The organism is Sciscionella marina DSM 45152, assembly GCF_000379465.1.
GTDB lineage: Bacteria > Actinomycetota > Actinomycetes > Mycobacteriales > Pseudonocardiaceae > Sciscionella > Sciscionella marina.
The window spans coordinates 53,994-67,032 of record NZ_KB905383.1; the positions used below are offsets into that span (position 1 = coordinate 53,994).

Sequence of the window (13,039 nt, forward strand, 5' to 3'; positions counted from 1 at the left end):
ATGCTGCTGGACAAGAAGACAGACGTGCGCGACAAGGTCGTGCTCATCACCGGCGCGGCCCGGGGGATCGGCGCGGGTGTCGCCGAGGAGCTCGCCGCGCGCGGGGCCAAGCTCGCGCTCGTCGGGCTCGAGGGTGAGCAGCTGCGCGAGGTGGCCGCCCGCTGCGGGCGCGATTCGCAGGCCTGGGAAGCGGACGTGACCGACTGGGCCGCGCTCGAACGGGCCATCGGAGAGGTCGCCGAACGCTACGGGCGCATCGATGTGGTGCTGGCCAACGCCGGGATCGCCGCGGCCGGGTTCATCCGCTCCATCGACCCGGAGGCCTTCGAACGGGTCGTCGAGATCGATCTGCTCGGCGTGTGGCGCACGGTCCGGGTCGCACTTCCGCATCTGATCGAATCCCGCGGGTACTGCCTGATCGTGTCCTCCATGGCCGCGGTACTGCACATTCCGGGCAATGCGCCCTATAACGCCGCCAAGGCGGGCGTCGAGGCCTTCGGCAACACCCTGCGCGCCGAGGTACGTCACTTCGGGGTGAGTGTGGGCGTCGCACACCCGACCTGGATCGCCACCGACATCGTGTCCGGCGCGGACGAGCACCCCGTGTTCGGGCCACTGCGCCGCAACGCGCTCGGCCCGCTCAGCAAGACCTATCCACTCAAAGTAGCCGTGCAAGCGTTTGCGGACGCGGTGGAACGCCGTTCGCGCACCGTGCACGTCCCGCCATGGCTACTCGCCGTCAAACTCGTGCGGGCCCTGCTCCCACCGGTCGTGGAAACCCTCGGCGGCCGGTTCATCCCCAAAGCCGACGCCGACGCGCTCACCGATGTCCAGCAGCGGGGAGCGGAGTCCTCCGCCCCGGTCGGCGCGGGCGGCCGGGCAAGCCTGCGGAAACAGTCGTGAGCGGTTGTGTTGGTTAGAACCAACACAACCGCGCACGAGCACCCGTTTGCCCTGGTCAGTCCAGGGTTTCTGGGAGCTCGAAGTGGGCGAACAGCTCGGGGGAGCGGAAGTTCGCGACATGGGCGATCCCGTTCGGGCCCAGGGTGAGCACCTGCAGGTTGAACGCCCGGAATGCGCCGTCGAGATGGATGTACTGGGCGAAACCGGTCCGCCCGTTCGCCGCGATCGGAACCATCCGGATCAGCCCGGGGCCACCGGGGCAGCGCAGCCGCAGATGGGTACCGACCGCCTCGGGGCCGAGGTACCACTCCGGATAGGGCGGCATCTCCCACACGATGTCCGCGCTGAACAGTTCCACGAGCTCGGGGATGTCCTTGCGCTCGAAGGCGGCGACGTACCGGTCGAGCAGCTCGCGCCGCTGCTGTTCGGCCGGTTCGCGCACCCCGTCGTAGCTCGGCGTGACCTCGGCCAGCTGGGCCCGGGCGCGCTGCAGCATGCTGTTCACCGCGGCCACCGAGGTGTCCAGCAGCTCGGCGACCTCGGCGGCCTTCCACTGCAGCACCTCGCGCAGGATCAGCACGGCCCGCTGGCGCGGCGGCAGGTACTGCATGGCCGCGATCAGGGCGAGCCGGAGTCCCTCGCGCTCGGTCGCCGCCGCCTCCGGATCGGCCACCCGCGCATCGGCGACCGGTTCGAGCCAGGGCAGTTCGGTGTCCTGCACGGGCACCCGGTCCGGATCGGCGTGCGCACCGAGGTCCACCGGCATGGGCCTGCGCCGTTTGCCGTCGAGCGCGCTGAGACAGGCCTTGGTCGCGATCGTGTGCAACCAGGTGCGCAGTGAGGAACGTCCCTCGAACCGGCCGTAGGCGCGCCAGGCCCGCAGATAGGTCTCCTGGACGAGATCCTCGGCGTCGTGCACCGAACCGAGCATTCGATAGCAGTGCGCGAACAGTTCCCTGCGGAACGGATCGGCAAGCCGGAGAAACTCATCGTCGGCGAGGTTCGCGATCGACATACCCCAGCTCCTCCCGGTCGAGATCGCCCAAACCTAGCCGAAACGGGTGTCCGAGCACAGTAAAAACCCCCGGCGGAACATCCGCCGGGGGTTCGCTGCGGTAGCGGTGGGATTTGAACCCACGGAGGGTTTCCCCTCACTCGCTTTCGAGGCGAGCTCCTTCGGCCGCTCGGACACGCTACCGCCGACCAGGGTACCGGAGGACCGATGCGCACCGAGCACCCCTACCGGTGCGCGGCGAAGTGCCGTTCGAGCAGCTCAGCGCATTCGTCCTGGAACACCCCGCCGACCACCTCGGTGCGGTGGTTGAGCCGCCGGTCCCGGAGCACATCCCAGAGCGAGCCGACCGCGCCGGTACGCGGTTCCCACGCGCCGAACACCACCCGTTCCACTCGCGCGGCCACGATCGCACCGGCGCACATGGTGCACGGTTCGACGGTGACCGCGAGGGTGCACCCGGAGAGCCGCCAACCGTCCCCGTGGATGGAGGCGGCCTCCCGCAGGGCAAGGATCTCGGCGTGCGCGGTGGGATCCCCGAGTGCCTCGCGGGCATTGCAGGTGCGGGCCAGCCGGGTACCGCCGGAGTCCACGAGCACGGCACCGATCGGCACATCCCCGGTGCGCTCCGCCGCGCGCGCGGCTTCGATGGCCTCGCGCAGCAGCGTCTCGTCCTCCGGTCTCGGCTTCACGAACTGATGCGCTCCAGGGCGTTGTCGAACTCGTCGGCGAATCCGCACCGCTGCGCGACCATGCGCAGTTGCTCGTCCGGATACAGGTCCACCTCGTCCACGATCACCTGCATCTCCGCCTCGGGAAGGCCGAGGTCGGCCAGCAGCGCGAGATCCCCCGCGGGCCAGATCTCGTCGTCCTCGTCCTCCGGGGGTTCGGCGCGCAGCAGATCGAGCACATCCGCGGCGATGTCGTAATCCAGCGCGGCGGCCGCATCGGAGAGCACCGTGGCGACACCCTGCGGGCTCGGTCGCAGCAGAATGAAGAATTCGTCGTCCACCGCGAGCATCCCGAACACGGCGCCCGTCGAACGCAGTTTGCGCAGTTCGTCGATCGCCGCGTCGAGTTCTTCGAGCCCATCCTCGAGCACGCTGCATCGCCACCGGCCGTCCTCGAGCACGGCGGCTATCGCGAACCCGGTCAACGGTTCACTCGACACCATCCGCACACCGTATTGGTCGTGCCCCTGATCGGGGAAGGCACCGGCCACCAAGAACCTCCAAATTGAGGTGCGGGCAGGATGGGCCCATGCGGCCATTGTGTGTGCTCGGACTCGGACTGATCGGCGGCTCGGTGCTGCGCGCCGCGGCCTCTGCCGGGATCGACTGCTGGGGGGCGACCGCCTCCGAGGCCGATGCCGCGGCCGCGCGCGCCGAGGGGTTCACCGTGCTCGGCACCGCCGAGGCACTGCGCGCGGCGGCCGAACGAGAGGCGCTGGTCTGCCTCGCCGTTCCGCTTCCCGCGCTCGAGGATGTGCTGCCCGCCGTGCACGAGCACGCGCCCGGGGTGCGGCTCACCGATGTGGTCAGCGTGAAGGCCCCGGTGTACGCACTCGTCCGGCGTCTTGCTCCGCGGACCCGCTTTGTCGGCGGGCACCCGATGACCGGAACAGCCGAATCGGGCTGGTCCGCCGGTTCGGGCACGCTGCTGCGCGGGGCCCGCTGGGTGGTATGCCTCGAGGAGGACACCGATCTCGAACTGCTGCGCGAGGTGTGTGCCTTCGCGCTCGCCTGCGGGGCAAGGGTGGTGCCCTCCGGGATGGATGCGCACGACACGGCCGTCGCAGCGATCTCCCATCTCCCGCACGTCTTCGCCGAGGTGCTCGCCGCACTGGGGGAGCGGACCGGCCCGCTCGCGCTGCGGTTGGCCGCGGGTTCGTTCGGGGACGCCACCCGGGTCGCCGGAACCCGCCCGGAACTGGTGCGCGCCATGTGCGAGGGCAACAGCGAGGCGCTGTTTCCGTTGCTGGACACCGCCATCGAACGGTTGCGGACCGCCCGGGAAGCACTCGGGCAGCTCACCGAGACCGGCCACGCGGCCCGCGGCGCACTCGCGCGGATCCGCACGGCACCGACCACCGAGGTGCTCATCGACCTCACCGCGAACGAGGCGCGCGCCGGGCTGCGCACGATCGGCGAGTCCGGCGGAGAGATCACCGGCAGCGATGGACACATGCTGACCGCGGAGGTACCGCTCTAACGGTTCGTGTCCACCCGGTGGAAGTTCAGGTGGGCCCGGGACGGGGTCGGCCCGCGCTGCCCCTGGTACCGCGAACCCGCGCTCTCCGAACCGTAGGGGGCCTCCGCCGCGCTCGACAGGCGCAGGATGCACAGCTGGCCGATCTTCATCCCCGGCCACAGCGTGATCGGCAGATTGGCCACATTGGAGAACTCGAGGGTGATGTGCCCGGTGAACCCCGGGTCGATGAATCCCGCCGTGGAATGAGTCAGCAGCCCCAACCGCCCCAGCGAGGACTTTCCCTCCAGCCGGCCAGCCAGATCATCGGGCAGGGTGACCCGCTCGAACGTCGAGCCGAGCACGAACTCCCCGGGGTGCAGTACGAACGGTTCCTCGGACGGAGTCTCCACCAGCGAGGTCAGCTCGTCCTGACACTGTGCCGGGTCGATGTGGGTATAGCGGGAATTGTCGAACACCCGGAAATACCGGTCGAGCCGCACGTCGATACTCGACGGCTGCAGCATGGCCTCGTCGAACGGGTCGAGGATGAGCCGACCGCTCTCGTATTCGGCGCGCAGATCTCGATCGCTGAGCAACACGATGCCCAGCGTAAACGGGGCCGCATCCGATGTGCGGATGCGGCCCCGTTGTGCGAACCCAGCGGTTACAGGTTGCTCAGGTGCTGCTTCACGAAGTCCGGGTTCTTGTCCATCCACTGCTGCGCGGCCTTCAGCTGCGCATCGGCGTTCGAACCCGCACTGTGCACCATGTCCTCCAGGGTGCCCAGCTGCTTGTCATCGAGTTTGATGCCCTTCAGCGACTTCTCCAGGTTCGGGAAGTCCTTGCCGAAGTCCTTGCGCCCGACGGCGTGAATCTTCTCGTGCTGCGCCATCGCGCCCTTCGGGTCCTCGAGGTCGTGCAGCTTGTACCGGGTGTAGGCCCAGTGCGGCTTCCACAGGGTGGCCACCACCGGCTTCTTCTCGTTCACGGCCTTCTCCACCGCGGCGAGCATGGAGGCGGTCGAGGACGAGGAGAGCTTCATCGGACCGTCGAGGCCGTACTGCGGCATGGCCTTCTCTCGCACGACCTTCATCTCACCGGCACCGTTGTCGATACCGACGATCTGCCCGCCGAACTCACCGGCGTGCTCCTTGAGGTCCGCGATGGACTTCACGTCCTTGACATAGTCGGGGACCGCGAGCCCGAGGGTGGCGTTGTCATACCAGGTCCCGAGGTCCTCGAGCTGCTTGCCGTACTGGTCCCAGTAGCTCTTGTGCGTGATGGGCAGCCAGGCGTCGAGGAAGAGATCCGACTTACCGGTCGACAGGCTCTGGAAGATCGGCGCGGCATCCAGCTCCTGGAGCTTGATGTCGTCCTTCTTCCACCCCGCCTTCATCAGCGCCGCCTTGTACAGATTGGACAGAGCGATGTCCTCGTCCCAGGCGATGTAGGCGATGTTGATCTTCTTGTCTTGGCCGCCGGTGCCTTGGGAATTCGTCGACTGCTTACCGCAGGCCGTCGACACCATCACGACGGCGAGCAGCATCGCGGTCAGCCCGGCGAACCAGCCAACCCGTTTCTTTCTCGGCACTTCAGGTTCTCCTTCCAGATGAGCGGTCTTGATCCGGTTGCCCGGTCAGACCTTGCTCGCGACGCGCGCGGCGCGCGAGACTGCGGACCGGTCACCGAACGACGAGGTCAACCGGTCCAAGTAGATGGCGAGAATGACCACGGCAAGTCCGCCATTGAATCCGTTCGCCAGTTGCAATTGCTGCACCGCACCGAAAACCTGGCTGCCAAGCCCCGGTGCGCCGACCATGCCCGCGATGACGACCATGGAAAGCGACATCATGATGACCTGGTTGATACCGGCCATGATCGAAGGCATCGCGAGCGGAATCTGAATACCGCGCAGAATTTTTCCGCTCGGTGCGCCGAAAGCCTCACCGGCTTCGACCATTTCCTTGTCCACCTGGCGGATTCCCAGTTCGGTCAACCGAACACCGGGCGGCAGGGCGAACACGACCGTCGCGATCACACCGGGGACCGCACCGATCGAGAAGAAGAAGATCACCGGAATCAGGTACACGAACTGCGGCAATGTCTGCATGAAATCCATGACCGGTTTGATGATCCGGCTGGCCCGAGCGCTGCGTGCGGCGAGAATTCCCAGTGGTACCGCGATCACAACCGCCACTACGCCGGAAACGATCACCTGGGAGAGCGAGTCCATCGCATTGTCGAATGCACGGAGACTGTCGATGAGCGCGAATCCGATCAGCGCGCCGATCCCGAATTTCCAGCCCCGAACCAGCAGCGCGATCAACCCGAATACGACCACCATCGCCCAGCTGGGCAGCAGCGTGAGCACCCAGACGACGGCGTCCACACAGGACTGGACGATCAGATTGATGAAATCAAGCAGTGGTCCGACATTGTTCCGTATCCAGTCCACGATCGCGCTGAACCAGCCGCCGACGTTCAGCTGCGGCACATGCCAGCCGGCCTCTGCGAGGAGTAGCTCACGCATTGGCATCCTCCCTCACGTTCTCCACCGGCTTGGCGTTCTGCCCGAGCGCGGCCAGCAGCGTGGCCCTTGGCACGATGCCGAGCAGCTTCCGGTCCTCGTCCACGACCGCGAGCGGAAGCCTGCTCTCCGCGGACGGAATGAACAGTTCGTAGACGGCGGTTTCCGGGCCTACTTCGGGAATATCGTTCGAGATGATGCCCTCGACCGTTTCCGCGCCGTTGCGCGCCGCCTCCGCTGCCGCCTCGTCCTCGACGACACCGAGCAGCGTTCCCTGCCTGTCCACCACGAAAATGGCGGTGTGCTGCATTTCGCGCATCACCTTCAGCGCGGCACGCGGACCCGAATTCGCCCCGATCGTCGAGGTCGGCCGCTCCATCACCGAGGTCGCGCTGAGCACCTTCGCCCGGTCCACGTCCTGCACGAACTGGGCGACATAGTCGTTCGCCGGATCGTTGAGGATGTCCTCGGCCGTGCCGATCTGCACGATCCGGCCCTCCCGCATCACCGCGATGTGGTCGCCGAGACGCATCGCCTCGTTCAGATCGTGAGTGATGAAGATGATCGTCTTGCCCAGCTCCGCCTGCAGCGAAAGCAGCTGATCCTGCATGTCCCGGCGAATCAGCGGATCGAGCGCGCTGAACGCCTCGTCCATCAACAGGATGTCGGTGTCCGCGGCGAGCGCGCGGGCAAGCCCAACCCGCTGGCGCATACCACCGGAAAGCTGATCGGGAAGGTGGTTCTCCCAGCCATCCAGACCGACCAGGCCGAGCGCCTCCTTGGCCTTGGCCCGCCGCGCTTCCCTCTCGACTCCCTGTATCTCCAAGGCATACGCCGCGTTATCCAACACGGAGCGGTGCGGGAACAACGCGAAATGTTGGAACACCATGCTCATCCGGCGCTGACGCATTTCCCGGATCTGGCGCTGCGACATTTTCGTGATGTCCTCATCGTTGATGTAGACATCCCCCGAAGTCGCCGGAAGCAAGCCGTTCAGCATGCGGATCAACGTCGACTTCCCCGAGCCCGAAAGGCCCATCACCACGAAAATCTCGCCGTCGGCCACCTCGAACGACGCGTCGATGACCGCGGCAGTGGTGCCCGCGGCAGCCAGATCCGAGCGACTCGCGCCCGACTCCAGCTGGTGCACGGCATCACGCGCGCGGCGCCCGAACACCTTGTAGATCTTCTCTGCTCGAACAGTTGCCAAGGGTCTCCCTCTGTCCTCGTGCCCCGCACCGGACGCCACCTACGGCGTCACCTCAGTTCGAGCGCGGGACGCTCGTGCCACGCACTCGGGCCGACGCGTCCATCAGGTTCGGACCCGCAATATTCACATCGACCCGTACACCGGCGGTGACTGTTCCGAGCTGTACCTTACTCGGAGTGCTCGGAAGAACCACCCTATTTGGGGTTCGTCACTCAAAAACGGTATCGCCCCGTAATCAAATCACCAAAAAATTGACTCTAAGTAGTCGACTGCTTGCGGCGGGGCCGCCGTTCACCGGCTCGAGGCAGCGGTATATGATCGGGAGCGTCTTGCGGATGTAGTTCAATGGCAGAACATCAGCTTCCCAAGCTGAGAATGCGGGTTCGATTCCCGTCATCCGCTCCACAGAAAGCTCTTGCAGTGCAGTCGGGGTGTTTCCCGGTTTCGGGGAGCACCCCAACTGCTGTTTCGGGGCCAGTGCCACATCTCCGGTCAGCCGCTCTCGGCCTTCTTATCGACAGGATCACGCTGGGGACCGGATCACTCGCATTACGGCCTCGTCTCGGACCGCGACATGTTGCGCGCCAGGGTAGTGCGGATCAGCCAGAGTCCGTTCCCTAACCGGGAGCATCATCGGTGCACAGCAAGGAATGGATGGACGTCTGCCAACCGTCCGCGTGCAGGTGCGGCGCTCTGCTGGTCCCTCCGAGGGCGAACCCGTTCTTGGCAGCGACCCGGCAGGAGGCGAGGTTTCCGGTGGTGTGCATGAGCGTGCGGGTGAATCCGGGATCGGCGAACACCCATCGGGTCAGGGCACGCGCCGCGGGGAGCAGCCAGTAGGAGAGTTCCGCGGATGCTTGGGGCAGCGCATCCGGCGCAGACCGATCTGGCCGAGCACGCGATCCGTGCGCGCGATCGCCCAACGGGCGGCGATTTCCCGTTCCCAGGCGGTTTCCCAGTTCGCGATCCGGTCCCGCGACTCGTCCGCACTGTCCATCCTGCGCTGGTTCCACTGCTGAGTTTCGGGGCAGTCAAAGGCTTTCGCGCAACCGATACATCGGATTCCCGCCAGGGACGCAAAACCACGTCCCCGTCCACGGTCAGCTTCGGCTGATCCTGTTCTCGAAGCGAACCGGGTGGCAGGGCCGGTGTCAGTGGCTGTGGCACGACATCAGTCTGGTCCGACACCCAGTGAAAACAAAACGATATGTCGACAAATCACCGTTTGCGGGTGAACGGTCGCCATGGCCGGCCACGCACCTCGATGGAGCCCACGCGCATCGCTCCGGTGAGCCGGAAGTGTGGTTTTCCTTGCTGTGGCGGCCTTTTCCGGTGGTCTTCGGCACTGGCGAGGGTGAGCTCGACACCGTTGAAGTCGACGCTGGCCTCGTCCGGCACCCGCATTTGCAGCGATCCGCCGTTGACCTCGATCTCGATATCGACGACCGGGTGCGCGATGTTCGCTTCGGTGAAGTCGAGCTCGGTGGACCCCATGTTCTTCCGGATCATGATCCGGCGGGGGACATCCCAATCGCCTTTGCGCTTCACCGAGTTGAAGGTTCCGGTGAACTCGACGGTCCGGTTGTCCTCGGGGGTCGGAGCACCACCCGTGATCGGCAGATCGGCGACGACCTCGGCGAGTTCGCCCCTGGTCCGCGAAGCCATGACCCGCGCCGAACGCTCATCGAACTCGTTGATGTCCAGCATGCCGTTCGCCATGGCTTCCTTGAGGACCTCGAGCGTCGCTTCGCGTTCCTCGTCCGATGCCCGTACGTGGTCATCTCGCACTGTGGCCTCCTTCATACCACCTGGTAGGTACCGTATCTTGCGGGACGCGAGAAAGGCAGGGCGGCACAGTGGCCGAGAACGCCAGCAGGAACGCATGGGCACAACCCGGTTCGTACGAGGTCACCGAGGGAGTGTTCCGGATCCCGTTACCGATGCCGAACGACGGATTGCGTGCGGTGAACGTGTACGCGATCCGCGACGGCGACGGGTTCACGTTGATCGACTCGGGGTGGGGGGTCGCTGAGGCACGCGCCCAGCTCGACACGGTCCTCACCGAGCTCGGTTCGGATACCGCGCACATCCGCGAGTTCCTGATCACCCACGCGCACAAGGACCACTACAACCTCGGCACTCACGTGCGCGCCGAACACGGCACCCCGATCGCACTCGGTGCGGAGGAGCGCCCGACCATCGAGGCACTGCAGCGGGCCGACAAGAGCCCGATGATCACCCAGCAGCACCTGCTCCGCGGCACCGGAGCCACCGAGATCACCGCGAAGTTCATCGAGATGGTCGGCGACACCGCGGTCGATCCCGCGGAGTGGCCGTCCCCGGACCGGTGGCTCGCGGCGGGGGAGCGGGTCCCGGTCGGCGCGTACGACCTCGAAGTCGTGCACACGCCGGGACACACCAGCGGCCATATCGTGTTCCGCGATGCGGCGAACGGGCTGTTGTTCGCCGGGGATCACGTGCTCCCGCACATCACCCCCTCCATCGCGCTCGAACCGCGCACCCCGCGGCTGCCACTCGGGGACTTCCTCGAATCGCTGCGGCGGATCCGCGAACTCCCCGACACCTGGCTACTTCCCGCGCACGGACCGGTGACTAGCAGCGTGCACAAGCGGGCCGACGAGCTGCTGGAACACCACCGCGCCCGGCTCGAGGTCACCTACGACACCGTACGTGCGGGAGCCAGGACCAGTGCGGAATCGGCGGCCAAGCTCACCTGGACCCGCCGCGAGCGCGCCCTGAGCGATCTGGACGTCTTCAACGCCATGCTGGCCGTGCTCGAGACGAGATCGCACCTGGATCTGCTCGTCGCCCGTGGTGAGCTCACCGGCGAGGAGCACGAGGGAGTCCGCTACTACACGTGCTCGTGAGCGGAAGTGTTGGCTAGAACCAACACAACCGCTCACGAGTACCCTCAGCAGGCATGACGGTCGAGCAGCAGGCGGCGCACGGGGTCCCGGCGAGCCCTGGGCGGGCCGCGGGACCGGTGCTGCGCCTCCAGGAGCCAGCACGGGTCAGCATCGGACAGCCCGCGCGGTATCCGAAGCCGCTCGACTACCGCGAGGAGGCCGCGCGCATCCATCCGGCCGCGGACCTGGTCGCCGCCGCGCTGACCGACAAGGCGGCGCTGGCGACCGGAGAAGTGCGCGACATCCTCGACATGACCGCGGTGATGGCGACCGATCCCTCGCTGCTGGGCACCGCGGAGGAACTGGTCACCGAACAGGGACTGCCCGCGGCCCGCGCGGTATGGGACGCCGCAGAGCAGTTCATCGATGGGCTCGCCGAGGCCGGTGGTTACCTGGCCGAACGCACCGGTGACCTCCGGGATGTGCGCGACCGGATCATCGAGGAGCTCACCGGGGCGCAGTCCAGCGCTGTGCCGGAACTGGAGACCCCGCACGTGCTGCTGGCCCGCGAACTCGCCCCCGCGGATACGACGGCCCTGGACTCGGCGACGGTGCTCGCGATCGTCACCGAGGAGGGCGGGCCCACCTCGCACACCGCGATCATCGCCCGCGCACTCGGCATCCCCGCGGTCGTCGGCTGTACCGGGGCCCTCGACCTGACTGCGGACTATCTGCGCGTGGACGGGGAGACCGGTCTTGTCGAGGTGGTGACCGAGGCCGAAGCGGAAGCCGCGCCCAGTACGAGCACGCCGGAGTGGAACGGTGCCGGGGCCACCAGCGACGGCGTGCGCGTCCCACTGCTCGCCAACATCGGCTCGGCTGCGGACGCGATCAAGGCGGCGGATTCCCCGGCCGAGGGAGTGGGCCTTTTCCGGACCGAATTCTGTTACCTGGCAATGGAATCCGAGCCCACGGTCGAGGAGCAGGCAGAGATGTACCGCGCCATCATCGCGGTGTTTCACGGGAAACCATGCATCGTGCGGACCCTCGATGCCGGTGCGGACAAGCCGCTGACCTTCCTGCCCGCCGAGGCGGAACCGAACCCCGCGCTCGGCGTGCGCGGACTCCGCATGGCCCGTCAGCATCAACCGGAACTACTCGACCGGCAGCTCCACGCGATCCATGCCGCGGGCGGGGATTCGGTCATGGCTCCGATGATCGCAACGACCGAGGAGGCCTCGTGGTTCGCCGAACGCGCTCGCGCGGCGAGGATCCGGCGCGTCGGCGTGATGATCGAGATCCCTTCGGCCGCGCTGCAGGCCGGGGAACTGTTCGAGATCGTGGACTTCGTCTCCATCGGCACCAATGACCTCACCCAGTACACGATGGCGGCGGACCGTCAGCTCGGAACGCTGGCCGCGCTCGGTGATCCGTGGCAGCCCGCGCTGCTGCGCCTGGTCGAACTGACCGGTACCGCGGGGCGGGCGGCCGGTAAGCCGGTCGGTGTCTGCGGGGAAGCCGCCGCCGATCCGCTGCTCGCCTGCGTCCTCGTCGGGCTGGGCGCGACCAGCCTTTCCATGACCCCGATCGCCCTCAACGCCGTCGGCGCCGAGCTGGTGAAACACGCCCACAGTGCCTGTGTGACGGCCGCACGGGAGGCTTTACGGACCCGAACCCCGGCGGAGGCCCGCGCGGCCGCCAGGTCAGCGCTGGGCCGCTGAAAGCTACTTCTTCCGGTGCACGACCAGCGAGCACATCCGCAGCTGGCCGGTGATCACGAAATGTGGATCGCCCGGGGTTTCCGCGGTTTCCACCGGGCGCCCCCTGCCGACCACGTTCCCCATCGTGCACGTGAAACCTTCGAGGTTGATCGTCGCGTGTTCGGGGAGCCATAACCGGACGGTGCCGAACGAGACGTCGAAGTCGATCACCAACCGCGGATAGTTGATCAGGGCCTGACGGAAGTCGAGGATCGTGGTCGCCATCGTGTTCCGGACGTGCAGCTCCAGCGGGGGAGTCCAGGCACCGTCTCGTTTCAACAGCGTCATCGAAGACGACAGCGTCTGCTCGCGCGCACCGGCCGGCGCGGAGCTGTGCACCATCCCGGGCAGATCGACGAGGACGGCATTGAGCTCGCCCCGGGTCTTGGCGGCCGTCGCCGTGGCACTCCGCTCGGCGAACTCGTTCAGGTCGATCATCCCGCGACCGGTTGCCTTCTCGAGCAAGCCGACGACGTGGTTGCGTTCGTCATCGGAGACTCGCAGATCTCGTTCGCTCACGTCCCCGAGATTAGCTCTCCGGAACGCTGCAGGAATCAGGTGAAATCCCTG

Annotated in this window: 14 protein-coding genes and 2 tRNA genes; 5 read left to right on the forward strand and 11 right to left on the reverse strand. The window is 66.8% G+C overall.

Features of this window, described 5'->3' with window-relative positions; genetic code table 11:
* Positions 1–903 (forward strand): SDR family oxidoreductase, encoded by a 903-nt coding sequence (locus tag A37U_RS0111375; RefSeq protein WP_020496770.1) that lies wholly within the window; start codon positions 1–3, stop codon positions 901–903.
* Positions 904–958: 55 nt separating this feature from the next.
* Here A37U_RS0111375 and A37U_RS0111380 read toward each other — a convergent pair whose 3' ends face one another.
* The 4 genes from A37U_RS0111380 to A37U_RS50915 all read right to left on the reverse strand — a co-directional run bounded on the left by A37U_RS0111380 (position 959) and on the right by A37U_RS50915 (position 3,089).
* Entirely contained in the window at positions 959–1,918 is a 960-nt protein-coding gene (locus A37U_RS0111380) for a sigma-70 family RNA polymerase sigma factor (RefSeq protein WP_020496771.1), read from the reverse strand.
* Between the two features lie 98 nt (positions 1,919–2,016).
* Positions 2,017–2,101 (reverse strand) — tRNA-Ser (locus A37U_RS0111385).
* A 41-nt stretch (positions 2,102–2,142) separates the two neighbouring features.
* Positions 2,143–2,607, reverse strand: coding sequence for a nucleoside deaminase (locus A37U_RS50910; RefSeq protein ID WP_020496772.1), 465 nt, complete (start codon positions 2,605–2,607; stop codon positions 2,143–2,145).
* On the reverse strand, positions 2,604–3,089 hold the full coding sequence (locus tag A37U_RS50915) for a tRNA adenosine deaminase-associated protein (RefSeq protein WP_026197105.1): 486 nt from the start codon (positions 3,087–3,089) through the stop codon (positions 2,604–2,606). Before A37U_RS50915 ends, A37U_RS50910 begins: the two co-directional genes overlap by 4 nt.
* A gap of 86 nt (positions 3,090–3,175) precedes the next feature.
* Here A37U_RS50915 and A37U_RS0111400 point away from each other — a divergent pair, with 86 nt between their 5' ends.
* A complete protein-coding gene (locus A37U_RS0111400) occupies positions 3,176–4,126 on the forward strand; it encodes a prephenate dehydrogenase (protein WP_020496774.1) in 951 nt (316 codons plus the stop codon).
* Here A37U_RS0111400 and dcd read toward each other — a convergent pair.
* From dcd to A37U_RS0111420, 4 genes are all read right to left on the reverse strand, one after another.
* On the reverse strand, positions 4,123–4,704 hold the full coding sequence (gene dcd / locus A37U_RS0111405; RefSeq protein WP_020496775.1) for a dCTP deaminase: 582 nt from the start codon (positions 4,702–4,704) through the stop codon (positions 4,123–4,125). The two genes, A37U_RS0111400 and dcd, sit on opposite strands and share 4 nt — an antisense overlap.
* A 65-nt stretch (positions 4,705–4,769) precedes the next feature.
* A complete protein-coding gene (locus A37U_RS0111410) occupies positions 4,770–5,696 on the reverse strand; it encodes a glycine betaine ABC transporter substrate-binding protein (RefSeq protein WP_020496776.1) in 927 nt (308 codons plus the stop codon).
* A 45-nt stretch (positions 5,697–5,741) separates the two neighbouring features.
* Entirely contained in the window at positions 5,742–6,431 is a 690-nt protein-coding gene (locus tag A37U_RS0111415) for an ABC transporter permease (protein WP_240437548.1), read from the reverse strand.
* A 196-nt stretch (positions 6,432–6,627) separates the two neighbouring features.
* A complete protein-coding gene (locus A37U_RS0111420; protein ID WP_157182757.1) occupies positions 6,628–7,842 on the reverse strand; it encodes a quaternary amine ABC transporter ATP-binding protein in 1,215 nt (404 codons plus the stop codon).
* 331 nt (positions 7,843–8,173) lie between these two features.
* Here A37U_RS0111420 and A37U_RS0111425 point away from each other — a divergent pair.
* Positions 8,174–8,247 (forward strand) — tRNA-Gly (locus A37U_RS0111425).
* Positions 8,248–8,650: 403 nt separating this feature from the next.
* On the opposite strand, the gene A37U_RS52860 is transcribed toward A37U_RS0111425, so the two are convergent.
* Complete coding sequence (locus A37U_RS52860; protein ID WP_020496780.1) at positions 8,651–8,839, reverse strand: hypothetical protein; 189 nt, start codon at positions 8,837–8,839, stop codon at positions 8,651–8,653.
* A 221-nt stretch (positions 8,840–9,060) separates the two neighbouring features.
* Positions 9,061–9,630 carry a DUF1707 SHOCT-like domain-containing protein gene (locus A37U_RS0111440; protein ID WP_020496781.1) on the reverse strand — a complete coding sequence of 190 codons (570 nt, stop codon included), beginning with the start codon at positions 9,628–9,630 and terminating at the stop codon, positions 9,061–9,063.
* Between the two features lie 68 nt (positions 9,631–9,698).
* Between A37U_RS0111440 and A37U_RS0111445 the strand changes: the two genes are divergently transcribed.
* Positions 9,699–10,730: an MBL fold metallo-hydrolase gene (locus A37U_RS0111445; protein WP_020496782.1), complete on the forward strand. Its 1,032-nt coding sequence runs from the start codon at positions 9,699–9,701 to the stop codon at positions 10,728–10,730.
* Between the two features lie 53 nt (positions 10,731–10,783).
* Entirely contained in the window at positions 10,784–12,430 is a 1,647-nt protein-coding gene (locus tag A37U_RS0111450; RefSeq protein ID WP_020496783.1) for a phosphoenolpyruvate--protein phosphotransferase, read from the forward strand.
* Between the two features lie 3 nt (positions 12,431–12,433).
* On the opposite strand, the gene A37U_RS0111455 is transcribed toward A37U_RS0111450, so the two are convergent.
* Complete coding sequence (locus A37U_RS0111455; RefSeq protein ID WP_020496784.1) at positions 12,434–12,988, reverse strand: DUF1707 SHOCT-like domain-containing protein; 555 nt, start codon at positions 12,986–12,988, stop codon at positions 12,434–12,436.
* Positions 12,989–13,039: the final 51 nt, after the last annotated feature.